This window comes from uncultured Acidovorax sp. (genome assembly GCF_964021665.1).
Taxonomy (GTDB): domain Bacteria; phylum Pseudomonadota; class Gammaproteobacteria; order Burkholderiales; family Burkholderiaceae_C; genus Acidovorax; species Acidovorax temperans.
Genome location: NZ_CAXIAK010000020.1, coordinates 1 through 24,296, shown reverse-complemented (window position 1 = coordinate 24,296; position 24,296 = coordinate 1). Strand labels below are relative to the sequence as shown.

The 24,296-nt window shown below is 64.4% G+C and carries 22 protein-coding genes; 10 read left to right on the top strand and 12 right to left on the bottom strand.

The genetic code is table 11. The features are described from left to right. Positions 1-49: 49 nt before the first annotated feature. Positions 50-349 (bottom strand): 30S ribosomal protein S20, encoded by a 300-nt coding sequence (rpsT, locus tag AADJ04_RS06560; RefSeq protein ID WP_044398144.1) that lies wholly within the window; start codon positions 347-349, stop codon positions 50-52. Between the two features lie 224 nt (positions 350-573). Here rpsT and murJ point away from each other — a divergent pair, with 224 nt between their 5' ends. Together murJ and AADJ04_RS06550 are read left to right on the top strand one after the other, a co-directional pair. Continuing rightward, entirely contained in the window at positions 574-2,139 is a 1,566-nt protein-coding gene (gene murJ, locus AADJ04_RS06555; RefSeq protein WP_341239125.1) for a murein biosynthesis integral membrane protein MurJ, read from the top strand. A gap of 95 nt (positions 2,140-2,234) precedes the next feature. After that, a complete protein-coding gene (locus AADJ04_RS06550) occupies positions 2,235-3,086 on the top strand; it encodes a tetratricopeptide repeat protein (RefSeq protein WP_044398148.1) in 852 nt (283 codons plus the stop codon). Positions 3,087-3,112: 26 nt separating this feature from the next. Here AADJ04_RS06550 and AADJ04_RS06545 read toward each other — a convergent pair whose 3' ends face one another. Together AADJ04_RS06545 and AADJ04_RS06540 are read right to left on the bottom strand one after the other, a co-directional pair. Continuing rightward, complete coding sequence (locus AADJ04_RS06545; protein ID WP_198847089.1) at positions 3,113-3,979, bottom strand: plasmid replication/partition related protein; 867 nt, start codon at positions 3,977-3,979, stop codon at positions 3,113-3,115. A 76-nt stretch (positions 3,980-4,055) separates the two neighbouring features. Then, the gene (locus AADJ04_RS06540) at positions 4,056-5,129 is read right to left on the bottom strand and encodes a transporter (RefSeq protein WP_341239124.1); all 1,074 of its coding nucleotides are present in this window, start codon (positions 5,127-5,129) and stop codon (positions 4,056-4,058) included. A gap of 156 nt (positions 5,130-5,285) precedes the next feature. Here AADJ04_RS06540 and ppk2 (AADJ04_RS06535) point away from each other — a divergent pair, with 156 nt between their 5' ends. Together ppk2 (AADJ04_RS06535) and AADJ04_RS06530 are read left to right on the top strand one after the other, a co-directional pair. Next, on the top strand, positions 5,286-6,200 hold the full coding sequence (ppk2, locus tag AADJ04_RS06535) for a polyphosphate kinase 2 (RefSeq protein WP_341239123.1): 915 nt from the start codon (positions 5,286-5,288) through the stop codon (positions 6,198-6,200). A gap of 370 nt (positions 6,201-6,570) precedes the next feature. After that, positions 6,571-7,662, top strand: a complete 1,092-nt coding sequence (locus AADJ04_RS06530; protein WP_341239122.1) for a PHB depolymerase family esterase — start codon at positions 6,571-6,573, stop codon at positions 7,660-7,662. A gap of 76 nt (positions 7,663-7,738) precedes the next feature. Here the strand turns inward: AADJ04_RS06530 and AADJ04_RS06525 are convergent, their stop codons facing one another. The 3 genes from AADJ04_RS06525 to purM form a co-directional block, all read right to left on the bottom strand. Beyond that, positions 7,739-9,334 carry a methyl-accepting chemotaxis protein gene (locus tag AADJ04_RS06525; protein WP_341239121.1) on the bottom strand — a complete coding sequence of 532 codons (1,596 nt, stop codon included), beginning with the start codon at positions 9,332-9,334 and terminating at the stop codon, positions 7,739-7,741. 207 nt (positions 9,335-9,541) lie between these two features. Then, a complete protein-coding gene (locus AADJ04_RS06520; protein WP_341239120.1) occupies positions 9,542-10,669 on the bottom strand; it encodes an AI-2E family transporter in 1,128 nt (375 codons plus the stop codon). Positions 10,670-10,695: 26 nt separating this feature from the next. Then, on the bottom strand, positions 10,696-11,748 hold the full coding sequence (gene purM / locus AADJ04_RS06515; RefSeq protein WP_341239119.1) for a phosphoribosylformylglycinamidine cyclo-ligase: 1,053 nt from the start codon (positions 11,746-11,748) through the stop codon (positions 10,696-10,698). 175 nt (positions 11,749-11,923) lie between these two features. Here purM and hda point away from each other — a divergent pair, with 175 nt between their 5' ends. From hda to folK, 4 genes are all read left to right on the top strand, one after another. Further along, positions 11,924-12,622 carry a DnaA regulatory inactivator Hda gene (gene hda / locus AADJ04_RS06510; protein WP_341239118.1) on the top strand — a complete coding sequence of 233 codons (699 nt, stop codon included), beginning with the start codon at positions 11,924-11,926 and terminating at the stop codon, positions 12,620-12,622. A 72-nt stretch (positions 12,623-12,694) separates the two neighbouring features. After that, the gene (locus AADJ04_RS06505) at positions 12,695-13,414 is read left to right on the top strand and encodes an HAD family hydrolase (RefSeq protein ID WP_341239117.1); all 720 of its coding nucleotides are present in this window, start codon (positions 12,695-12,697) and stop codon (positions 13,412-13,414) included. A 54-nt stretch (positions 13,415-13,468) separates the two neighbouring features. Beyond that, positions 13,469-15,055 carry a polynucleotide adenylyltransferase PcnB gene (pcnB, locus tag AADJ04_RS06500; protein ID WP_198847083.1) on the top strand — a complete coding sequence of 529 codons (1,587 nt, stop codon included), beginning with the start codon at positions 13,469-13,471 and terminating at the stop codon, positions 15,053-15,055. After that, entirely contained in the window at positions 15,052-15,561 is a 510-nt protein-coding gene (gene folK, locus AADJ04_RS06495; protein WP_341239116.1) for a 2-amino-4-hydroxy-6-hydroxymethyldihydropteridine diphosphokinase, read from the top strand. The genes pcnB and folK overlap by 4 nt, the downstream gene beginning before the upstream one ends. A 52-nt stretch (positions 15,562-15,613) precedes the next feature. Here folK and AADJ04_RS06490 read toward each other — a convergent pair whose 3' ends face one another. Continuing rightward, positions 15,614-16,591, bottom strand: a complete 978-nt coding sequence (locus tag AADJ04_RS06490) for a tripartite tricarboxylate transporter substrate binding protein (protein WP_341239115.1) — start codon at positions 16,589-16,591, stop codon at positions 15,614-15,616. Between the two features lie 176 nt (positions 16,592-16,767). Further along, a complete protein-coding gene (locus tag AADJ04_RS06485) occupies positions 16,768-17,838 on the bottom strand; it encodes a CDP-6-deoxy-delta-3,4-glucoseen reductase (protein ID WP_341239114.1) in 1,071 nt (356 codons plus the stop codon). Positions 17,839-18,036: 198 nt separating this feature from the next. On the opposite strand from AADJ04_RS06485, the gene AADJ04_RS06480 reads away from it, so the two are divergent. Next, the gene (locus tag AADJ04_RS06480; protein WP_341239113.1) at positions 18,037-19,014 is read left to right on the top strand and encodes an SDR family oxidoreductase; all 978 of its coding nucleotides are present in this window, start codon (positions 18,037-18,039) and stop codon (positions 19,012-19,014) included. Here the strand turns inward: AADJ04_RS06480 and AADJ04_RS06475 are convergent. The 3 genes from AADJ04_RS06475 to AADJ04_RS06465 form a co-directional block, all read right to left on the bottom strand. Next, positions 18,999-19,724, bottom strand: a complete 726-nt coding sequence (locus AADJ04_RS06475) for a DUF4124 domain-containing protein (RefSeq protein WP_341239112.1) — start codon at positions 19,722-19,724, stop codon at positions 18,999-19,001. The genes AADJ04_RS06480 and AADJ04_RS06475 overlap by 16 nt on opposite strands. Positions 19,725-19,745: 21 nt before the next feature. After that, complete coding sequence (locus AADJ04_RS06470; RefSeq protein WP_341239111.1) at positions 19,746-20,252, bottom strand: hypothetical protein; 507 nt, start codon at positions 20,250-20,252, stop codon at positions 19,746-19,748. Positions 20,253-20,444: 192 nt separating this feature from the next. Then, the gene (locus AADJ04_RS06465) at positions 20,445-21,404 is read right to left on the bottom strand and encodes a chemotaxis protein (protein ID WP_341239110.1); all 960 of its coding nucleotides are present in this window, start codon (positions 21,402-21,404) and stop codon (positions 20,445-20,447) included. A gap of 693 nt (positions 21,405-22,097) precedes the next feature. Between AADJ04_RS06465 and ppk2 (AADJ04_RS06460) the strand changes: the two genes are divergently transcribed. Next, the gene (gene ppk2 / locus AADJ04_RS06460) at positions 22,098-23,324 is read left to right on the top strand and encodes a polyphosphate kinase 2 (RefSeq protein WP_288486905.1); all 1,227 of its coding nucleotides are present in this window, start codon (positions 22,098-22,100) and stop codon (positions 23,322-23,324) included. Positions 23,325-23,366: 42 nt separating this feature from the next. Here ppk2 (AADJ04_RS06460) and AADJ04_RS06455 read toward each other — a convergent pair. After that, positions 23,367-24,296: methyl-accepting chemotaxis protein (locus AADJ04_RS06455; RefSeq protein ID WP_341239109.1), on the bottom strand; the 930-nt coding region annotated here is incomplete at its 5' end.

Sequence of the window (24,296 nt, the reverse complement as noted above, 5' to 3'; positions counted from 1 at the left end):
TACAAACGGCGGGCAGTTTGCACTACCCGTGCTGTTTGCCTGAAGTGGGTCAGGCGGCCAGTGCCAGGGCTTTCACCTTGGCTGCCAGGCGGCTCTTATCGCGAGCTGCCTTGTTCTTGTGGAAGATGCCCTTGTCGGCAACGGTATCCACCACGCTTTGTGCCTTGGCAAAAGCTTCAGCAGCCTTCACCTTGTCGCCAGCCAGAACAGCCTTTTCGACGTTCTTGACGGCAGTGCGGTATTTGGAACGCAGCGATGTGTTGGCTGCGTTGATCTTGACGTCCTGACGGACGCGCTTACGGCCCGACGCCAGGCGTGGGTTCTTTTTCTTTGGTTTAGCGGATGCCATGATTTAGTTCCTTGAGTCTGAGGATGATGTCAGCAAAGCCGACGATTATAGCCCACTGGCTGAGAAGGGCGGGGCTTTTCGCCAGCGGGCCCATTCCGGGCATCTGCTCGCCGGGCATATGGGCCCTGCGCGGCGCTGCATCCGCCCGGATGTTTCAGGTAAGGGCGTGAAACAACCCCACAGCCGCCCAGGCGGGGCCGTGCGCTGCGAATACACTCCCGGCGGTGTCTCTGTTCAAAGCCGCCTCCACCGTATCCCTGCTGACCCTGGCCTCCCGCGTGACGGGCCTGGTGCGCGACCTTTTGATGGCGTCCATGTTTGGCGCCAGCGCCCTCACGGACGCCTTCAACGTCGCTTTCCGCATTCCCAACCTGTTTCGCCGCCTGTTTGCCGAGGGTGCATTTGCGCAAGCCTTTGTGCCCGTGCTGGCAACCACCAAAACCAAAGAAGGCGAGGAGGCCACGCACCGGCTGATCGCTGCGGTGGCCACCGCCCTGGCCTGGACGCTGCTGTTGACTTGCACGCTGGGTGTGCTGGGGGCGCCTGCGCTGGTGTGGGCCCTGGCCAGCGGCATGCGCCAAACCCCCGAGGCTTTTGACGCTGCCGTGTTGATGACGCGGTGGATGTTTCCCTACATCGGCTTCATGTCCATGGTGGCGCTGGCCGCCGGCATTCTCAACACCTGGAAGCACTTTGCCGTGCCCGCCGCCTCGCCCGTGTTGCTCAACCTTTCCATGATTGGCGCGGCCTGGCTGGGGGCGCCCCAGCTGGAGGCGCGCGGCATCGAGCCCATCTACGCCATGGCGGGTGGGGTGATGCTGGGGGGCGTGCTGCAACTGGGGGTTCAAATCCCGGTGCTGCTTCGCATGGGACTCATGCCCCGCATTGGGGTGACCTGGGGTGCCCTGCGCGCGGCCTGGGCTGAGCCGGGCGTGCGTCGGGTGTTGACGTTGATGGCGCCCATTCTGCTGGGCGTGGGGGTGGCGCAGGTGTCCCTGATGATCAACACGCAGATTGCTTCTTACCTGGCGCCCGGCAGCGTCACCTGGTTGTTTTATGCCGATCGGCTGATGGAATTCCCCACGGCCTTGCTTGGGGTTGCCCTGGGCGTGGTGCTCACCCCCCAGCTCACTGCCGCCAAAGCGGCGGGGGATGCGCAGAAATACTCGGCCATGTTGGATTGGGGTTTGCGCATAGTGGTGCTGCTGGCCGTGCCCTGTGCCGTGGCGTTGCTCACTTTTGCCAAACCCCTGGTGGCCACCTTGTTCCACTACGGCAAGCTGGCAGACACCGATGTGGGGCAGATTGCCGTGGCGTTGGCTGGCTACGGGGCGGGCTTGCTGGGCCTGGTGGCCATCAAGGTGCTGGCGCCCGGCTACTACGCCAGCCAGGATGTGCGCACCCCGGTCAAGATTGCCATCGTGGTGTTGGTCATCACCCAGATCCTGAATGCTGTACTGGTGCCGCTCATCGACCACGCGGGGCTGGCCCTGTCGATTGGCCTGGGGGCTCTGGTCAACGCGCTGTGGCTGTTGATCGGGCTGGTGCGGCGCGGCAGCTACCAGCCCCAGCCGGGCTGGTCGCGCTTTGCCTTGCAGGTGGTGGCGGCCAGTGCGTTGCTGGCAGTGCTGCTGGCCTGGGGCTCGCATTACTTTGACTGGGTGGCCCTGCGCGCCCACAGCGGCCAGCGGGTGCTGCTGTTGCTCGCCCTGATGATGGCTGCGGCGGTGGTGTATTTCGGTGCCCTGTGGGCCGCAGGGCTCAAGCTGCGGCAGATGCTGCGCCGCTGAGCGTTCTTTGCACGCGGCGCAGTGGCGGTAACACCGGGGTAAAGCCCCCGGTTTTGCGCCTTGACTGCCCTGCGGCCCCCACCTAAAAATCTGCCATGTCCCTGAGCTATACCGTTCCTTCGTCCCTGGAGTATTTCGCTTGCCTGGTGCAAAGCGACGAGCACTTTCCGCTGCTCGAAGCCGCCGCCAGCATCGCGCAGGACGAGTACCCGGAGTTGGATGTGCAGCAACTGCTGGGCGATGTGGACCAGATGCAGGCCCGCATCCGCCGGCGCCTGGCCAGCGATGCCCCGTCGCTGCAGCGGTTGCATATGCTCAACCAGTTCTTTTATTCTGACCTGGGCTTTGCAGGCAACGTCAACAATTACTACGACCCCGACAACAGCTACCTGAATGCGGTGCTGCGCACGCGCCGGGGCATTCCCATCAGCCTGGCGGTGCTGTGGATGGAGCTGGCCCAGGGGCTGGGTCTGCATGTGCGCGGGGTGGGTTTTCCGGGCCACTTCATGGTGAAGGTGCTGCTGCCCAAGGGGCAGGTGGTGATGGACCCGACCACGGGCCAGTCGCTCAGCCGTGAAGACCTCTCCGAGCGGCTGGAGCCTTACAAGCGCCAGAGCGAGCTGGTGGATGACTATGACGTGCCGCTGGGCCTGTATTTGCAGGCCGCCACGCCGCGCGACATCATTGCCCGCATGCTGCGCAACCTCAAGGAAGTGCACCGCTCGCAGCAGGACTGGCAGCGCCTGACGGCGGTGCTGGACCGCTTGGTGGTGCTCTCACCCCAGGCGTGGGGTGAGCGGCGGGACCGTGGCCTGGCCCATGCCGAACTGGGCAACGTCAAGGAAGCGGTGCAAGACCTGGAAACCTACCTGGCCCACGCCGAAGACGGGCTGGATGCCGACATGGTGGCCGAGCGTTTGAACGCCCTGCGGCGTTCGCTGGGTTAACCCAAAAGATTGGCGCCTAGCGCCCTTTAAAACGGCTGGCCGTCTTCTGCCGAGAGTTGTGCGCGCAACTGGGCCAGTTGCTGGCGCAGGGCCTCGTTTTCGGCCGTCAGCTCGGCCACGCGCGCGCGCAAGGCTGGCAGCTCATCGGTGTGGGCGCCTTCAGTCGGCTGCGGGGCCTCATCTGCATTTTTTGGGGCGGCTTCTTCGCGGGTTTTGCGCTTGGCTTCGCGCACGCGCTTGGCGGCTTGTTTGAGCTCGTCTTTGCCTGCGGTGGCGGCCGCCACCTGTTCTTCAGCCGGCAGGGTGGCCACGGCGGCGGCTGCATTGAGCGAGATGGTGCCGGACTTCACCGCCGCCACCAGCTCAGGCGCTGCCTGCTTCTGGATTTTTTCAATCATGACCACCTGGCTACTGCTCAGGCGGGCCGCGCGCGCAATGGCTTCGCGGCTGCTCAGGTCTTCGGGGGGCGCCACGCTGGCCGCCGCAGGGGCGGCGGTTGCAGAGCTTTCTTCAGGCTGCGTTTCTGCTTGCGCATTGCCCGCCACAAAGGCAGCTGCCGCGCGTGCACGGCGCTCCGCCACGATCTCGCGCTTGCGCAGCGCCAGCACGCCACGCTGAAAGTCAGACACGCTGCGGCGGCCCAGGTGCTGGTCAATCATCCACAGGTGCACATCTTCCATCGATTGAAAGCGCGTGTTCTGCACTGTTTGGAAGGGCAGGCCGTGCTTTTGGCAAATGCCGTAGCGGTTGTGGCCGTCCACCAGCACATCACCCCACAGCACCAGGGCATCGCGACAACCCTCGGCCAGAATGCTGCGCTCCAGCGCATCGTGTTCTTCCGGGGTCAGGGGGTCGATGTAGGCTTTGAGTTCTTCGTTGACAACGATGTTCATGGTGTGTGGGCGCGTGGCCGGGTCTTCAAGGCAGGGGCGGCATTGTAGTTGCGCCGTGCTTGCTGTCTGGCAAGGCTCAGTTGTCCCGCGTGCCGCGCAGGGCCAGCCAGCCCGCCACCGCTGTGAACACGACGAGGATGCCCACGATGACCCAAAAGCCATGTTCGCTGTCGGCCAGCGGGATACCGCCCACATTCATGCCCAGCAAGCCCGCAAGGATGTTGATGGGCAGCGCCAGCACGGTGACCACGGTCAGCACGAACAGGCTGCGGCTGTTGGCCTCCTGCACACTGGCCGCCAGTTCTTCCTGCAGCAGCTTGATGCGCTCTTGCAGGCCCTGCATGTCGCGCAGCACCACCGAGAACTCTTCGGTGGAATCGCGCAGCTCCTGCACATCGTCGGCGCCCATCCAGGTGGGTGGGTGCTGCAGCAGGCGGAACAAGGCTGCAGGCTCGGGGGCCAGCAGCCGCTGCAGTCGCACCAGCAACCGCCGCAGCACGCCCAGCCGGGCCCGCTTGTGGTTGAGCCGGCCCGCCAGCAATTCATCCTCAATGCCGTCGATGCGCTGGGTGACGCCGCGCACGATGTCCACCAGCCCGGCGGCCTGGGTGCGCATCAGCTGCTCCAGCAGCGCCACGCTGGAGCGCGGCGTGTAGCCCTGCCGCACGGCCGTGCGCAGGGCGTCCACCGACCGCAGCGGGTGGGCGCGCGCGGTGATGACCACGTGGGGCAGCACGCAAATCCACAGCGTGGCAATGTCAAAGGGCTCGAAGGCGAAGTCGAAATGTGCGTCGTTGAGCACACCCACCAGGGCATCGTCGTCGCGTTCGATGCGGGTGGAGTGCGAGCCCTCTTTGAGTGCCTCAAAAAACGCATCGGGCAACTGGGCGTGCCGCTGTATCCAGCGCAGGGCCTGGGCGTGGGCCAGGTTGAAATGCAACCACACGAAGGGGGCGGCGTCGGGCCGCTGCACCGACCCCTGGCCTGCTGGCGTGGTGGGGTTGCCATGGGCATGCAGCCAGTGCGCAGCTGCGGTGCTGTCCAGCGGCAAGGCAGGCGTGCTGCCCTGCATGAGGTAGCCGCACACCAGACCTGCCGAGTCGCCGCCGTAGCTGTGGTGCGGCAGCGTGCCTGCAGAGTGGACTGTCATGAAATGGGTAGGCAGAAGGTACAAGGGCCCGGGCAGGAGGGCGGCCTGCCATCGTGCGCTGCGAGCATGACGGTTTGATGACCGTTTGGTGGCTGTCACGGTGTTGTCACCAAAGCAGGGCAGCATGGGCGCACCTTTTTGCACCGTTTCACAGCCATGCTCCAGAACACACCGTTCGACGCCCAGGACCTGATGCAGCGCATCGCCAATGACTTGATGGACAGCTACGACGAAGAGTTGGAGCTGGAGATTGAAGACCGCAACGTGGATGAGGCGGGTGACCTGGTGGCCACCGACAAGCTGGAGCGCCAGCGCTACTTCAAAGAGCTGTTTCGCCTGCAGGGCGAGCTCGTCAAGCTGCAGGACTGGGTGCAGCACAGCCGCCAGAAGGTGGTGATTCTGTTTGAGGGCCGCGATGCGGCAGGCAAGGGCGGGGTGATCAAACGCATCACCCAGCGGCTGAACCCACGGGTGGCGCGTGTGGCCGCACTGCCTGCGCCCAACGACCGCGAGCGCACGCAGTGGTACTTTCAGCGCTATGTGGCGCACCTGCCAGCGGCTGGCGAGATCGTGCTGTTTGACCGCAGCTGGTACAACCGTGCGGGTGTGGAGCGGGTGATGGGCTTTTGCTCGGACGACGAGTACGAAGAATTTTTCCGCACCGTGCCCGAATTTGAAAAGATGCTGGTGCGCTCGGGTATCAAGCTCGTCAAATACTGGTTCTCCATCACCGATGAAGAGCAGCACCTGCGCTTTCTGGGGCGCATCCATGATCCCCTCAAGCAGTGGAAGCTCAGCCCCATGGACCTGGAAAGCCGCGTGCGCTGGGAGGCCTACACCAAGGCCAAGGAAACCATGCTGGAGCGCACCCACATCCCCGAAGCCCCCTGGTGGGTGGTGCAGGCGGTGGACAAGAAAAAGGCGCGCCTCAACTGCATTCACCACCTGCTGAGCCAGCTGCCTTACCAGGAAGTGCCCCACGACCCCGTGGTGCTGCCCGACCGGGTGCGCAACCCCGAGTATTTCCGCCAGCCTGTACCGGCGTCGATGTACGTGCCTGAGGTGTATTGAGTGCTGCAGGCGCTGAAGCCCTCTCAGCTTGGGTGGTGTTTGCTATAGGGTTGATAGCTGCTAGCGCTTGTCCAGTAAGCGCTAGAGGCCAAAACACTTCAAACTGATGGGGCTGTCTGTATTTGTCTTCGGCCGATCATGGACCCCGACCCAGTCTGCAGGCTGTGCCTGCCTTCGCTCAAGCGCAACCGGAATGGGGCTGTGTCCGGCACCGTTGGGGGCTTTTTCCAGTGGTTTCCGCCTTCGTAGGTGTTTGTCTCACGGAGGCTGGGGGAAAGCATCCCGCCCCGTGGAGCTTCACTCCTGTTAAGGTGGTAAGGGTTTTCCCTTGGTGATGCATGTCACCCCGCCTTCAATTTTCCCTTCCTCCATGCCCCGCAAACCCCGTCTTTTTTCCCTGGCCAGCTGGACCCGCGCCTACCAGCGCAACCTTGCGGCGCTGGTGCGTGCAACCCAGCCGGTGCCTCGGAAAAAAGCCGTTTCAGCGCAGGCCCGGCCGCAGCGCAAGGTGGCAGCCAAGCCTGCACCCCAGCGGGCCCCACTGGCCAACCCTTCCGAGCAATGGATTGCTGGCGTGGCTCCCGGCCCTGCGGGTGCGCGGCGCTTTCACCTGTTTGTGCCGCCGGGGCTGGTGGCCGCACCGGGCGAGACTTTTGCGCTGCTGGTCATGCTGCATGGGTGCCGCCAGACGGGAAGTGACCTGGCCGCCATCTCGCGCATGAACCGCATTGCAACGCGCAAGCGCTTTCTGGTGCTCTACCCGGAGCAAGAGCGCATGGCCAACCCCCAGGGCTGCTGGAACTGGTACGAGCGCCGCAGCGGCAAGGCCGATGCCGAGGCGGCCACGGTCCTCGCCGCCGTGGACCAGGTGGCGCGGCGGCACTCCGTGGACCTGTCACGTGTGGCCGTGGCGGGCCTGTCGGCGGGTGCCAGCATGGCTGCGCTGCTCGCGGCGCTGTCCCCCACGCGGTTCTGCGCCATGGCCATGCATTCGGGGGTGGCACCGGGTACGGCCGAATCGGCCGCCAACGCCTTGGCCGCCATGCGCGGCACCCGTGATGCGCAATTGCCTGATGCATGGCCCGCGCTGCCAGCCGCCATGACCGACACAGGGTTGCCCGCTGCCCCCCAGGGATTGCGCCTGCCGCCCCTGCTGGTGCTGCATGGCGATGCCGACCGCGTGGTGTCCGTGCGCAACGCCACGGCCACAGCACTGCTCTGGGCCCAGGCGTCGGGCGCCCGTGCCACGGCAGAGCGCACCGTGGCGCGCGGGCAGCGGTATCCGATGCGGGCGGTGGACTTCAAGCTGCGCGGCCAGTTGGCCGTGTCGTTGCGCGAAATTGCCGGGCTGGACCACGCCTGGAGCGGCGGGGCTTCCCGTTGGCCTTACAGCGATCCGGCGGGGCCGGATGCATCCGCCCTGATCTGGGCTTTTGTGGCAAGGCAGTTCAAGAAAATTTGAAGAAAATGGCCGCTAGCGCTTACGCATCAAGCGCTGGTAGCTATCATTTTTGATGGCTGGCGTGTACGAAGGCCGCTCAGGTCAGTCGCAGCGGTGCCGTGCCGGCCGAGCGTGCAGCTGGGGCCTGGTGGGATTCGTCCAGATGGAAAGTCGCCACCACCTGCGTCAGTTCTTGCGCGTGCTGCTGCAAGGCTGCGGCAGCCGCTGCGGCTTCTTCCACCAGCGCGGCGTTCTGCTGCGTGCCCTGGTCCATCTGTGCCACGGCCTGGTTGATCTGCTCGATGCCGTCGGTCTGCTCGCGGCTGGCCTGGCTGATTTCTTCGATCACGGACGACACCTGCAGCACGCTGTTCACCACCGCCTGCATGGTGGTGCCGGCTTCCTGAGCCAGTTGCGTGCCGGCCTTGACCTGTTCGGCGGAATTACCGATCAGGGCCTTGATTTCTTTGGCCGCTTCGGAGGAGCGCTGGGCCAGGCTGCGGACTTCGGTCGCCACCACCGCAAAGCCCCGGCCTTGTTCACCGGCGCGGGCTGCTTCCACCGCCGCATTCAGCGCGAGGATGTTGGTCTGAAAGGCAATGCCTTCAATCACGCCTGTGATGTCTGCGACCTTGCGCGACGACGCTTCAATCGAGTCCATGGTCTGCACGACCTTTTCCACCGCAGCGCCCCCCTGGCGCGCCACGTCGGAGGCAGACTTCGCCAACCTGCTGGCCTGGCGTGCGTTGTCGGCGTTCTGTTTGACGTTGGAGGTCATTTCCTCCATCGACGCGGCGGTTTGCTCCAGGGCACTGGCTTGCGATTCGGTGCGGCCCGACAGGTTGCTGTTGCCCGCCGCGATCTGTTGCGAGGCGCTGGCGATGTGCTCGGTGCCGCTGCGCACCCGCTGCACGATGCGGTGCAGGCTGTCGCGCATGGCCTGTATGTCCAGCATCAGGCTGGATTCATCGCCGGGACGGGTCTTCACCGCCACGGCCAGGTCACCCTGGGCAATGCTGCGCGCGATGTGGCGCGCATAGTCGGGCTCGCCACCCAACTGGCGCAGCAGGTTGCGCGAGATCAGGGTGCCCACCACCAGCAGCGCTGCACCCAGCGCCAGTGCTACGGCACCAAAGCCCATGGCGCGTTTCCAGATGGCGGCGTTCACGGTGTCGATGTAGACGCCTGAACCAATCACCCAGCCCCAGGGCTCAAAGCCTTTGACGTAGGAGGTCTTCTCCACCGGAATATCACTGCCAGCCTTGGGCCACATGTAGGGCACAAAACCGGCGCCTTGGGTCTTGACGATGCGCACAAATTCCATGAACAGCGGCTGGCCGTTGGGGTCTTTGTTGGCAGAAAGATCCTGCCCATTCAGTTCGGGCCTGACGGGGTGCATCACCATGCGGGGATGCATGTCGTTGATCCAGATGTATTCATTGCCGCTGTAGCGCAGCGCTTGCATGGCCGCTGCTGCGCGCTGCCGGGCTTCTTCGTCGGGCATGGCGCCCTTGGTGCTCAGCGTGTGGAAATGCACGGCAATGCCATGAGCCACCTCGACCACCTGGCGCACACCGGTTTGTCGCTCTTCAAGGATCAGCTTGCGTTCGGAAACCAGGAACCAGGCCGTCATCACCCCCATGCCCAAAAGGGCGAACAGCACTTGAAGTGCCAGTTTTCTTGCAATGGTCATGGGGCGCGCCTGAAGTGAAAGGAGAGGTGCAAAATCCCAACCTTTTTACTAAAAGTTGCAAATTGTGCTGGTGCGCGCAGATTTTAGTGTTTGAGGTTTGCAATGTGCTGACATTGACCCCGTTCTTCAGGGTTTATCCCGACAGAGCTGCGCAAGCGCGAGAACACCTACAGGCGCGGGTCGCGCTTCAAAGGTGGCGACCCAGGGTCACACCAGTCGCGCGGCGACCAGTTCCTTCTTGAGGTAGGCGTAAAACAGTGGCGCTGCCACCAGTCCCGCCGGGCCAAAGACGGCCTCGGCCACGAACATCACGCTCAGCAACTCCCACACACCCATCTGCGTGCGCTGGCCTACCACCTTGGCGTTGATGACGTATTCGGCCTTGTGGATCAGGATGAGAAAGCCCAGGCAAGCCGCAGCCGCCAGGGGCGACACCGACAAGCCCACGATGGTCATCACCACATTGCACAGCAGGTTGCCCACGATGGGTACCAGGCCCGCCACAAAGGTCAGCGTGATGAGCACCGGCGTGTAGGGCAGGGCCATGTCCCACATCGGCAAAATGAACAGCAGAAACAAGGTCGTGAGCAAGGTGTTGAAGGCAGCAATCCAGAACTGCGCCGCCACGATCTGCCGGAATGCCTCGCCAAACAGGGTGATGCGCTGGGCCAATTGCTGGGCCAAAGGCCCCAGGCCTGCCTTGGTCGTGCGCACGGCGGCCAGTGAGCCAATCAGCAAGCCCACATAGGCAAACAGCACACTGCCCAGCCATGCACGCCCTGCCATGGCCAGTGCGCCTGCCTTGGCGCCCAGGTAGTTGGCGATGATGCGCTGGATTTCTGCGGCGCCCTCGGGCAGATGGGCCGCCATGTCGGCCGGCAGCTTCAGGCGCAATTCCAGCACCGTGCGGGCCATGTAGGTGAGCAATTCGCGGTATTGCTGAGGCGCATCAACCAGGTAACCACGCGAATGCGTCAGCCCGGCGGCCAGCAGCGCCAGGGGCATGAGCATGATCACGGCAGCGGCTACGACCTGGGCAGACCTGGGTGGCGCATCAGCCGCTGGGCGGTTGCGCTGCGCGCCGGGCAGGCGCCGCGTACCCGCAGCGATCCACGCAGTCAGCGCGCGGGTGAGCAAAAAGCCCAGGCATACGCACAGCAGGCCGGGCAGCAGCCCGCGCCACATCACCAACAAGAGTGCGCCTCCCATCAGCAGATAGCTGGCCAGCACCACACCCGACCTCACCGGCCGAAGAGGCGGTGGGGCGGAGGTGTAGGTGGTGAGCGCCGCCGGGGGCGGCTCGGGCGAGAGGGCAGGGGGCTGGTGCTGCGCCATGCGCGTGGTGGTGGAGCAGTGCGGGGTTAGGCGACGACCACTGCGGCACCTTCGCCGCGCTGTGCAATCGCGCCAATGGTGTACACCTGCTCGCCCGCGGCACGCAGCGTGGCGGCCGTGGCTTCGGCGTTGGCGGCGTCTACCACCACCACCATGCCGATGCCGTTGTTGAACGTGCGGTTCATCTCGATGTCGTCAATGCCTGCGGTCTTTTGCAGCCAGGCAAACAGCTCGGTCTGGGGCCAGCTGCCCTTCTTCAGGTGGGCGGCAGTGCCTTCGGGCAGCACGCGGGGAATGTTTTCCAGCAGGCCGCCACCGGTGATGTGGGCCAGTGCCTTGATGGGGTGTGCGGCCAGCGCGGCCAGCACGTTCTTCACGTACAGGCGGGTGGGTTCCATGATGGCTTGCTTGAAGGGCTTGCCGTCCAGTGTGGCGGGCACGGTACCAGCGGCTTCGGCACGTTCAATGCACTTGCGCACCAGGCTGAAGCCGTTGGAATGCACGCCGTGGCTGGCCAGGCCCAGCACCACATCGCCAGGGGCGACGTTCTGACCAGTCAGGATCTTGGACTTTTCGACTGCGCCCACGGCAAAGCCGGCCAGGTCGTATTCACCTGCGGGGTACATGCCGGGCATTTCAGCGGTTTCACCGCCAATCAGTGCACAACCCGACAGTTCGCAGCCCTTGGCAATGCCGCCCACCACGGCAGCGGCGGTGTCCACATCCAGCTTGCCGCAGGCAAAGTAGTCGAGGAAGAACAGGGGCTCGGCGCCTTGCACCAGCACATCGTTCACGCTCATGGCCACCAGGTCGATGCCCACGGTGTCGTGCATGTTCCATTCAAACGCCAGCTTGAGCTTGGTGCCCACGCCGTCAGTGCCGCTCACCAGCACGGGTTCCTTGTAGCGCTTGGGCACTTCAAACAGGGCGCCAAAGCCGCCAATGCCTGCCAGCACGCCTTCGCGCATGGTTTTCTTGGCCAGTGGCTTGATGCGCTCGACGAGTGCGTCGCCAGCGTCGATGTCAACGCCAGCGTCTTTGTAGGACAGGGGGGTAGGGGTAGCGGCAGAGTTGCTCATGGCGAAGAAGGCACGGACCAGCGTGCGCAGCAGACTAAAATTTGCGCAGATTTTACGGGTTGCGCGCCGCCTGCCCGGCGGCTCTCCCTTCACACCGTCCTGTTTTCTCTCTGGAGCCCATGCCGTTCTTCGCCTTTTCTCCTTGCTCCAGCGTGTTTGCCAGCGGGCAGTTGCCATGAAGCAGCTGGCGCTGGATATCGGCCTGGCCACGGGGCCGACACTGTCAAGTTTCTATGCGGGCCCCAATGAAGCCGCCCTGCAACACCTGCGCTTGTGGGCCGGTGAAGGCAGCAGCCAGAACACCCGCTCGCCCGTGCCCACCTACCTGTGGGGCGAGGCCGGCAGCGGCAAAACCCATTTGCTCAAGGCGGTGTGCGAAGCCCTGCACGAGCAAGGCGCCAGCGTCGGCTGGATGGACGCCTCGGTTGCCAATCCCCCCGACTTTGACGAGCGCTGGGCAGCCGTGGTGATGGACGAAGTGCATCTTTACAACACGGCCCAGCAGGCCAGTGCGTTCAACTGGTTTGTGAATGCCATCAATCCCGCCACCGGCGCCCAGCGCTGGGTGCTGGCTGCGGGCGATTTGCCGCCTGCCGACCTGCCGCTGCGCGATGATTTGCGCAGCCGCATGGGCTGGGGGCATGTGTTCCAGCTGCAATTGCTGGATGAAACCGCGCGCCGTGCCGTGCTGCGCCAGGAAGCAGACGCCCGGGGCGTGTTTTTGGGCGATGAGGTCATGGACTTCATGCTCAAGCGCTTTTCGCGCGACTTGGGCAGCCTGATGCAGTTGCTGGACCAGCTCGATGCCTTTGCCTTGCGCACCCAGCGTGCCATCACCATTCCGTTGCTGAAGGCGATGCTTGAATCGGAATGAAAGGGCTGAGGCCTGCGGATTGCGGTGACCCCACTCCAGCACTGCCCATGCTCAACGCACTTAAAAGAATCAATGACGGATACCCAGACCCCTCGCCTTCGGTTGGCCTTGTTCGACCTGGACCACACCCTGCTGCCGCTTGACTCCGATTACGAGTGGGGCGAGTTCACCATTCGCCTCGGCTGGAACGACCCGGTGGAGTTTGCCCGCCGCAACGACGAGTTCTATGCCCATTACCAGGCAGGTACGCTCGATGTGCACGACTACGTACGCTTTGCCACCGAGGCGGTTCGCCTGCGGGGGCCTGAGGCCGCTGCGGCAGCCCATGCGCAGTTCATGCGCGAAGTGATTGCCCCTGCCATCCGCCCGCAGGCGCTGGATTTGATCCGCCAGCACCAGGCGGCGGGGGATCACGTGCTCATCGTCACGGCAACCAACGAATTCGTTACCCGCCCCATCGCCAAAGCGCTGGGCGTGGAGGAATTGCTGGCCGTGCAACTGGCGCGCGATGCGCAAGGCTGGTACACGGGTGAAATTGATGGCATACCGACCATGCGCCAGGGTAAGGTGCTGCGCATGGAACAATGGCTGGCCGACCGCCAGTTGGGCTGGGGCGACGTGGAAAGCACGTTCTACAGCGATTCCATGAACGACGTGCCTTTGCTGGGAAAAGTCGATCATCCCGTCGCCACCAACCCCGATCCCCGGCTGCGCGCCCTGGCGCAAGAGCGCGGCTGGCGCATACTGGACCTTTTCGCGGACGATGCCAGCGCCGCCACTGCGAGCGCTTAAGCTCCCGCCCCCTGAACTGCGCCCCGTGCCAGTCACACTGTTTACTGCATACCCATGATCAAGAAGTTCATCGACAAACTGCTGGGCAAATCGACGCCCGGAACCTCTGGCGGCAAGCCGCACTTCGGCAAGCGCGAAGAGGTTCCTGCCTCGGTGCACGGCATCAACCCCGAGCTGGTGGACCGGCGCGCGGCCGATGTGGTGCACACGCTCAAGGATGCAGGCTACGAGGCCTACATCGTGGGTGGTGCCGTGCGCGACCTGCTGCTGGGTCTGCGCCCCAAGGACTTTGACGTGGCTACCAACGCCACGCCTGAGCAGGTGAAGGCGCTGTTTCGCCGTGCGTTCATCATTGGCAAGCGCTTTCGCATCGTGCACGTGGTGCATGGCCGGGGCCGCGAGCATGAAGTGATCGAGGTTTCCACCTTCCGCGCCTACCTCGACAACTCGGCCGCAGGGCAGGTGAGTGGCAACGAAAAGACCAGCAAGGCTCAGCTGTCGGGCATGCAGCATGCGGTGGATGCCAGCGGCCGCGTGCTGCGCGACAACGTGTGGGGCCCGCAAGACGAAGACGCCACCCGCCGTGACTTCACCGTGAACGCCATGTACTACGACCCGGAAACCCAGGTGGTGGTGGACTACCACAAGGGCATCCAGGACGCGAAGAAGAAAACCCTGCGCATGATTGGCGACCCCGCCACGCGCTACCGCGAAGACCCGGTGCGCATCATCCGCGCCGTGCGTTTCGCCGCCAAGCTCAGCCCCCTGGGTTTCACCATCGACGCCAAGACGGCCGCGCCGCTGGTGCAGTCGCAGGCGCTGCTGGCCGATGTGCCGCAAAGCCGCATGTTTGACGAAATGCTCAAGCTGCTGCAAACCGGCCACGCCATTGCCACCATCGAGCAATTGCGCAAGCTGGGCATGGCCAAGGGCATCTACCCCCTGCTCGACGTGGCTGTGGAGCGGGCCGACACGCCGTTTGTGAAGGCGGCCCTCATGGACACCGACCGCCGCGTGCAAGAAGGCAAGCCCGTGGCGCCCAGCTTCTTGCTGGCCTGCGTGCTGTGGGAAGACGTGCGCAAGGGCTGGGACGAGCGCCTGAATCGCCGCGAGCATGCGCTGCCTGCCTTGCAGGATGCGATTGACGAGGTGTTTGACCGCCGCATTGGCGATGTGTCGGGCCGCGGCAAGCTGGCCGCCGACATGCGCGAGATCTGGGTCATGCAGCCGCGCTTTGAAAAGCGCGTGGGCAACACGCCGTTCGGCATGGTGATGCAGCCGCGTTTCCGTGCCGGGTTCGACTTCATGCGCCTGCGCGCCGATGTGGGCGAGGTCGAGGAAGCCCTGGCCGAGTGGTGGCAAGACTTCCAGACGGCCGACGATGAGCGCCGCGACGACCTGATGGACCAGGCCCGGGAAGAGCAGCGGGCGCGCCAGAAAGCGCAGCAACAGGCCCAGCCCGTGGTGCGCCGCGTGCCCAAGAAGGCGGCCCCCGCAGCCGCCGCGCCATCGGCCGAGGCAGAGTTGCCCACCGCAGATGGCGCGCCTGATGATGCTGCCGCACCCAAAAAGCGCCGCCGCCGTCGCCGCAAGCCAGGTGGCGCGGCAGGAGACGCCGGGCCAGCATCGTCCCCAGAATGATTGCGGAGCAGGGCGCCGCCGCGCCCGTTGATGTGTGGGTGGGCCTGGGGGCCAACCTGGGTGAACGTGAAGAGACCCTGCGCAGTGCCTTGCAGCGCATGGCTGAATGGCCTGGCACCCGCTTGATCGCAGTGTCTGCCATGTACGCCAGCGCCCCCGTAGACGCGGGTGGCCCCGATTACCTGAATGCCGTGGCGCACTTGCAGACCGCGCTGGCGCCCCTGGATGTATTGCAGCGCCTGCAGGCCATAGAACAGGGCGCTGGCCGCGAGCGGCCTTACCGCAATGCTCCGCGCACGCTGGACTTGGACGTGCTGCTGTACGGCAGTGAAGTGCTGTCTACTCCTACGCTCACGGTGCCGCACCCTCGCATGAACGAACGCGCATTTGTGCTGTTGCCGCTGGCGGACCTAGCGCCTGGCTTGGTGAGCCAAGCTGCGCTGGATGCCGTGGCAGACCAGCGCATTACCCGTTTACCCCAGGCATGGGTTGCAGGTTTGCTATAAAAATATGAGCTGCTAGCGCTTGCCATATAAGCGCTAGAGCCCAATTTCTCTCTTAATCTACCTTCGCGCCAGAGAGTTTCACCACGTCCTTGTACTTGGCACGTTCGCTGGCCATGAAGGATTCAAACTGCTGCGGTGTGGTGGGTACAGGCTCTGCCAGCAGCGCGCCAAAGCGCGTCTTGGTTTCCGGGGCCTGCAGGGCTGCGACAAAGGCGCGGTTGAGCTTGTCCACCACGGGCTTGGGCGTGTCCTTGGGCGCTACAAGGCCCCACCAGGTGTCAATGGAAAAGCCCTTGAACGTGCTGGCCATGGTGGGCACGCCCGGCAGCGCAGAGGAGGCCTCCAGCGATGTCACGGCCAATGCCTTGAGCTTGCCCGAACGGATATTGGGCGCCGCTGCGGCCAGGTTGTCGATGTTGAAGTCCACCTCGCCCGCCAGCAGTGCCAGCTGCGCAGGGTTGGCTCCGCGGTAAGGGATGTGCAGGGCGTAGATGCCTGCGCGCTGCTTGAACATTTCACCCGCCAGATGGCCTGCACTGCCATTGCCGCCGCTGCCGTAGTTCAGCTTGGCGGGGTTGGCCTTGGCGTAGGCAATCAGGTCAGCCAAGGTGTTGATCTTGAGTTGCTCTGCCTTCGCTGCATTCATGACCAGCACATTGGGCACCCGCACCATCTGCGTGATGGCCACGAAGTCCTTGGCTGCATCGAACGGCATGCGGCTGTAGAGCCACGGGTTCACCGCATGGGTGGCTGTGGCCGCGATGCCAATGGTCAGCCCGTCAGGCGAAGCCTTGGCAATCGCATCGGCCCCGATGTTGCCGCCCGCACCGCCCTTGTTGTCGATGATGACCGTGCCCAGCGAATCGCGCACACGCTCTGCCAGGGCGCGTGCCGTCACGTCAATCGGCCCGCCAGGGGCATAAGGAACGATGATTCGGATGGGTTGCCCGGTGTCTTGCGCCAAGACCATGGGTGACGAGAAGGCTGCTGCGACAGCAGCGCCGGCGACGAGGAGGTTTCTGCGGTTCATGGCTACATTGTTGCAAAAAAGTAAACAACTTCAGAAAGAAGCCAGCACGGAGCGATGTGTGGCAGGCCCTCCAACCCAATCGGCAAGCATCTGAATCTGTGAAGTGGATGAATCGCTGGTGGTGCCAAAGTAGCCAGAGATTCATCCTGGCACCGCACGGCCGTGCCCGCCAGCCCTCAAGCCTGCGGGCCGTGTTTGTCGGCTTCAGAGGTAAACGAATCCGCGAAGAACTCTTCTGCGGGAAGACCCCGCTGCGCCGTGTAGGCCGTGCGTGCCGATTCCACCACGATGGGTGCACCGCAGGCGTAGACCTGGTAGCCCGATAGGTCGGCGAAGTCGTCCAGCACGGCCTGGTGCACAAAGCCGGTGCGGCCTGTCCACCGGTCTTCAGGCAGCGCGTCAGACACTACGGGCACGTAGCGCAGTTGCGGCATTTGCGCAGCCAGTTCGACCATCCACTGGTGCATGTACAGGTCACCCGGTCGGCGGCCGCCCCAGTACAGCGTGGTGGGGCGGGTGATGCCCTTGAACTGCATGTGCTCCAGCAAGGCCTTGATGGGGGCAAAGCCCGTGCCCGAGGCTAGCAGCACGATGGGCTTGTCGGAATCTTCGCGCAGGAAGAAGCTGCCGAAAGGGCCTTCCACGCGCAGGATTTCTTTCTCCTTCATTGCGCCAAACACGTGGTCGGTGAACTTGCCCCCCGGCAAATGCCGAATGTGCAATTCGACACCTGCGGCGGTGGTTTGGGTGTGCGGCGCATTGGCCATCGAGTAAGCGCGCCGCGCGCCGTCGCGCAGGATGAATTCGATGTACTGGCCTGCGTGGTAGCGGAACGTATCGGCCGCAGGCAGTTGCAGGCGCACCTGCATCACGTCGTGCGACTTTTTCTCCAGCGTGGACACGCGCACAGGCATTTTCTTGATGGGGTAGGCGCTTTCGTCAGTGACTTGCCGGGACTCCAGCACCACATCAGACAAAGGCCGTGCGCAGCAGGTCAGCACGAAGCCGGCGGCTTCTTCGTCGGCGCTCAATGCCTTGGCCTGATGGTTTGCGTGGGCTACTGAGCCGCTGAGCTTCTTGCACTTGCAGGAGCCGCAGGCACCGTCCTTGCAGCCATAGGGCAGGCCCACGCCGCTGCGAATGGCGGCAGCCAGAATGGTTTCGTCGCCCTGGCTTTGGAAGCTGCGCCCGCTGGGGGCGACAGAAATCTGGAATGCGGCGGCGCCACTGTCTTCAGGTCGCGTCATGTTGTGGGTATCCTCGGGGTTCTTGTGCGAATGGCGCCGATTTTGCCCTCAGAAACTGAAGGTCTGCTGAGGTGGCCTATTTGCCCGATGTTTCCTTGACATGGGCTGGATGTGGTCGCCACGCGAGCTTTGCGTGCGGATGACCTGCCTGCGCCCGAGCAATACCCATCATCCTCGCTTGTCTTTCCGAAAGAATTCATGAGTACCGTGGCTTTGTCCAGTGGCTTGGGCGCCCTGCCCGCGCGTTTCCGCCGCGAGCGGTTGTTGATTGTGGGTTGCGGCGATGTGGGCATGCGCGTGGCCCGCAACTATGCGCAGGGCGCGGGTGCCGGCCGCGTTCGGGTGATGGCCCTGACCTCCAGCCCAGAACGCAAGGCGGCTTTGCGCGGGGTGTCTGTCACGCCGCTCTTGGGAGACCTGGACAAGCCTGCCACGTTGCGCCGCCTGGCTGGGCTGGCCACGCGGGTGTTGCACCTGGCCCCACCGCCTAGCGAAGGGGGTGGGCGTGACGCGTGGTGGCGCGATCCGCGCACGCTGGCACTGGCCCGCGCGCTGCGCATGCGCAATTTGCCAATATCGCTGGCGTATGCATCGACCAGTGGGGTGTATGGCGATTGCGCGGGGACGCTGGTGCGCGAAACGCGCCCCGTGGCGCCTGCTACCCCACGCGCCCAGCGCCGTGTGGATGCCGAAGCTGCTGTTCGCCACCTGGGCAGGGCAGGGGTGCGGGCCAGCATTCTGCGCATTCCGGGCATTTACGCGCCTGACCGGGAGGGCGGAACGCCCCAGGCGCGTTTGCTCAAGGGCACGCCAGTGCTGGAGGCGGGCGACGACGTCTACACCAACCACATCCATGCGGACGACCTGGCCCGTGCCTGCGTGGCCGCACTGTGGCGGGGCCGTGCGCAGCGGGCGTACCACATCAGCGATGGGCAGCATATGCAGATGGGGGCGTACTTCGACTTGGCTGCCGATCTGTATGGGCTGCCACGCCCTCCACGCATTCCGCGCAGCGCCGCGAAAGAGCAGCTCTCGCTCATGCTGCTGAGCTTCATGAGTGAATCGCGCAGGCTCGACAACCAGCGCATGCTGCGCGAGCTGGGGGTGCGGTTGCGGTTCCCGGATGTGGTGGCAGGCTTGCGCTCCGGGCTATCCGCCCATCAGCAGGGGGCCTGACCGCGTTTGGAGCGGCACACGCCGTCGTTGCCGGGAAAGCGCCCTGGCCCCGCCCGTGGGTAGCGGGCGCCGGTGTTGTCCACGCAGTGAAAGTTGCCGCAGTGCGTGAGGTACGGCTTTTGCGGCACAGGGGGTGCATACACCGGCTGCCGTGGCGGGGCCACGACGATGCGCGGCTGCGTGGCACGGGCGCGCTCCAGCTCGGCGTAACCCTGTGGGCCCAGGCAGTCCAGATCCATCTGCCGCTGCGCCGCCTCCAGGCGCGGTTCCTGGTCATAGGTGTTGCCTGACAAGGTGCTGGAAACAAGCTCCAGATTTCTGCGTGAACGTGCGCATTCCGCAGAGCGTGCGTAGTCCTGGGGTTGCGGCGCAGTGGCGGCTGCTCTGGCCGCCCTCACGCGTTCTTGCTCAGCCTCGCGCTGCGCCTGCAGATCGGCCGCCGCTTTTTCGGCTTGCAGGCGTTGCTGTTTGAGCTCAATGGCCCGCTCGGCCGCTTTGCGGTCCTGTTCGATCTCTTCGGCAGAGCGTTTGGCCTCCACCTCGTGGCCTGTGGTGCCCGCCGCGCATTTCCTATCGGTGTAGGTGACTTGGCCGGTTTTAGGGTCGGTGCAGCGCACCACCTGACTGAATGCAGGCAACGCGCTGCAGGCAGCAAACGCCAGCAAGGCGACTGGCTTCCAGAGGGTGATTAAGCGGTGTGGCTGGGTCATGGCAGGGTCTGCTGGCAAGGTTCAGGGCCGGGCACCCGGCATGGAGGGGCGCCCTCCAGGGCCGCGGCCATCTTCCGCACTTTGACCCTGGGCTGGAGGGCGTGCGTCGCGCCATACCCGGTCAGGCCCTTGCGGGGTGGGTTTGCGGCTGGGTTCGCCGCCCTGGGGCTCGCGGTCAGGCTCTCTTCGGTCGGGGCGGTTGGGGCGCGGGGGGCTGGGCCGGTCTGGGTCACGGTCGCGGTGGGGATCGCGTGCGTTGTCCCGGTCCGGCCGCCTCCAGTGGCCAGGGGGCGCGGGGCGGCGGTCATCCCAGTGGCGGTCGTAGCCGGGGCGGCCGTAGTAGGCCGGTGGGGGTGGCGCCGGGTAGGGGCGAACGATGTAGGGCTGCGGGTAGATGTACACCGGTGGCTCGCCATACACGGGGTGGTAGGCGGGCTCGTAGTAGCTATCTCCGGGTACGGTGGCGCAACCGGCAAGGACTGTTGCCACTGCCGCTGCACTCATAAACCGGAGGAAAAATGTCGTCATGGGCCGTTCCCTGGGGTGGTGCCACCTTTGCAGGCGCCGTGAACTGCCCGAGCAGGCGGTATTCACGGTGGGAGCACGCTACCACATGACGTTTGGGCACACAGTCTGGTTGACCGTTGCGGCCAACCAGGGCCCGGCCCAGGCCCCGCGGCGCTTGCGGGTGTGGGCAAGCGCCGCGGGGCCGAGTCTGCGTCAGTGCGGCAGAACCCGGCGGATGGTGTCCGCCAGTTCTTCGGCCACGAACTTGGCCACGTAGCCATCAGCGCCCACGCTGCGCACATGGTCTTCATTGGCTGAGCCCGAGAGCGACGAGTGGATGACCACGGGCAGGCCGCTGAAGCGCGCATCCTGCTTGATGTTGCGCGTGAGCGTAAAGCCGTCCATCTCGGGCATTTCCAAGTCGGTAAGCACCATGGCCACGCGGTCGGTCACGGCCTTGCCCTCGGCCTCGGCTGCCTTGGCGATGGCGTTCAAGCGGTCCCAGGCTTCCTTGCCTGACTTGACCATTTCATAGGGAGCATGCAGAGCCTTCAGCTCTTGCTCGATGAGCGAGCGGGCGACAAACGAATCGTCTGCCGCCAGAACGATGGTGCCGGGCTTGAGCTTGAGCTTGGCGCCGACCTTCTCTTCGGTCACTTCGTGGCCGTCCGATGGCGACACCATCTGCAAGATGGCTTCCACGTCCAGCACCTGGGCCAGGCGCGACTCATCGGTGTTGCCATCCAGGCGGGCAATGCTGGTCACCAGCTTGCCAGCGGCGCCGCTGGTTTCAGCGGAGAGCACTTGTTTCCAGTCCAGACGCACGATGTCTTCCACCGATTCCACGGCGAAAGCCTGCGTGGTGCGCGCGTATTCCGTCACCAGTATGATGTTCAAACCCGTCTGGGGCTTGCAACCCACGATGGAGGGCAAGTCCAGCACCGGAATCACCTGGCCGCGCAGGTTGACCACCCCCAGCGAATGCGCCGTGGTGCCCGCAATCGGGGTGATGCTGGGCATGGCCACGATTTCGCGGATCTTGAACACGTTGATCCCGAACAGCTCGGACTTGCCCAGCGCGCTGTCGATACCCAGGCGGAACAGCAGTAGCTCGAACTTGTTGGTGCTGGTGAGGTTGGTCCGCTCGTCAATTTCCTGCTGAACTGCTTTCATGGTCGTGTCCTTCGCGTTGATACGCATATTTACAAATTCTAGGAGGAGTTCAGGTTGCGAGGGTGAGGAAATTTTCAGGCTTAACCCGTACAACCCGCCCCGAATCTGCCCGGCAGCGGGGCAACCAGGGGTGGCACAGCGGCATGGGCGGCTGCCAAGGTGCCAGCATACGTCTTGCGCGTCGCATTTACGCGTCATTTTGCGCAATGAAGGGGATATTCCACTTTCGGTACGTGCGTGCATTGGCTGGCAGGGATGTGCGCGTGGCTGGACGAGGCGCTTTGAAAGGGGCGGCCAACCGCCGTTCTGGCCTGCTGCCCCGAGTGCCTTGCGCGGGCTTTCACGCCTGGGCCAGGAATGCCGGGTTACATCGGCCAACCGTGGTTTTCCCCAGCAGAACTGGGTTGCTATTAAAAATATAGCTGCTTGCGCTTATCTGGTGGGCGCTAGAGGGTGTTTTTTCTAAAATTCTCCATCCGCACTTGCTTGCGACTTCTTGTGATCGCTAATCCCTTGCGGGCTTGATGTTTGTCAAATTGCGACCAGCGGTGCGCGCAAAAATGGTGCTTTCATAATTTTGTAACAAGCCCTCGCGCGCTGAGATCGCTACTGCGGACGCCAGAAAACGGCCGTGCTCGGTCTGGCCCGCAGCACAAGCTGCGAACGTGGGCGTGCCCAACCTGATACCTCGCCATGACACAACGCCGCGCTTCTGTTCCTCCCGCCGCTTCGGTCAGCCCTCTTGATGGCGTCGAGCCTGCCACGCCGGCCAGGCGCCGCCGGGCATCGGCGGCGGTCAAGACTCCCGTGCGTGCGGGGCGCACCGTGGCCCGTGGCGATGTCTCTCCCAGTCTGCAGCCCGCCACGCTGGCGCGGCATGTGGCGCAGCAGGCGGTGCAGGCGGCAGATGGGCAACAGACGTCGGCCGTACTGTCTTTGCTGGGCAGCGACGACGCCACGCAAACCACCCAGGAGCGCATTGACAGCCTGCGTGCCTTGCTGGCGGGGGCTTCGCAAGATGACCTGGACGCGCTGCGCGAAGCCTTGCGCCAGCACATGGACCGTGGCGATGAAGAGTCTGACGACAGCGTGAACCCTGATGAGGAGCTGGCCAGGGATTGGCGCCGGGGTGCCTACCCTTACCGCAACTTGCTGCGCCGCTCTACCTACGAGCGTGAGAAGTTTCGTCTGCAGGTCGAATTGCTCAAGCTGCAGGCCTGGGTCAAGGAGACTGGGCAGCGCGTGGTGATCTTGTTTGAGGGTCGCGATGCTGCAGGCAAGGGCGGCACCATCAAGCGTTTCATGGAGCACCTGAACCCCCGCGGTGCGCGTGTGGTGGCGCTGCAAAAGCCCACTGAAACCGAGCGTGGCCAGTGGTACTTCCAGCGCTATGTGCAGCACCTGCCCACGCAGGGCGAGATCGTGATGTTTGACCGCAGCTGGTACAACCGAGCCGGTGTGGAGCGGGTGATGGGTTTTTGCTCAGACGCCGAATACGCCGAGTTCATGCGCCAGGCCCCAGAGTTTGAGCGCCACCTGGTGCGCAGTGGCGTGCATGTGATCAAGTTCTGGTTCTCGGTCAGCCAAAAGGAGCAGCGCCGCCGCTTCAAGGAGCGCGAGGCGCACCCGCTCAAGCAGTGGAAGCTCAGCCCCATTGACACCGCATCGCTCGACAAGTGGGACGACTACACGCGCGCCAAAGAAGCCATGTTTTGCGATACCGACACGGCCGACGCGCCCTGGACGGTGATCAAAAGCGACTGCAAGAAGCGCGCGCGCCTGAATGCCATGCGTTACGTGCTGCACAAGCTGCCTTACGCGGCCAAAGACCTCGCCCGCATTGGCAAGCTGGACCCGCTCATCGTGGGGCGCGCCCATGTGGTGTACGAGCGTGGCGAGCAGCCCGGCGCGATCCTCTAATAAGGCCAGCAGGGCGCGCGGTGCAAGCGCTTCCTCGGGGGCCTAGCCCGCAGCCAGTGACGGAGTGCGAGCGGCGGGGGCGGGAGAGGCCGAGTCCTGCGCAGACACACGGAAGAACGCCACCGCATCAACCAGCTGCCGCGCCTGCAGCTTGAGGCTGTCGGCAGCAGCAGCGCTTTCTTCCACCAGGGCGGCGTTTTGCTGGGTCACCTGGTCCATCTGCGTGATGGCTTCGCCCACCTGCGCCACCCCCTGGCTCTGCTCCGCGCTGGCGGCACTGATCTCGCCCACGATGTGCGTCACGCGTTGAATGGCGGCCACCACATCGGTCATGGTGCTGCCCGCCTGGTCCACCAGTGCCGAGCCTTGTTCCACCCGTTCCACGCTGGTGTGGATGAGCCCCTTGATCTCTTTAGCCGCTTGTGCACTGCGCTGCGCCAGGCTGCGCACCTCGCTGGCCACCACGGCAAACCCGCGCCCTTGCTCGCCCGCACGGGCTGCCTCCACGGCAGCGTTCAGCGCCAGGATGTTGGTCTGAAAGGCAATGCCATCAATCACGCCAATGATGTCTGCGATCTGCTTGCTGCTGTCGTTGATGCCCCGCATGGTGCTGACCACTTCAGACACCACGTCTCCCCCGCGCACGGCAACCACCGAGGCATCGGCGGCTAGCTGGCTGGCCTGACGAGCATTGTCGGCATTGGCCTGCACGGTAGAGCTGAGTTCTTCCATCGAGGCGGAGGTCTGCTCCAGCGCGCTGGCCTGTTGCTCGGTGCGCATCGAAAGGTCGTTGTTGCCCAGGGCGATTTCAGCGCTGGCACCTGCCACGCTGTCGGCGTTGGTGCGCACCCGCTGCACCACCAGCGCCAGGCTGCCCTGCATGTCGTGCAGGGCGTTGAGCAGCTGGGCAATTTCATCGCGCCCGGCCGATGGGGCCGCCACGGTCAAATCACCTTTGGCCACAGCCTTTGA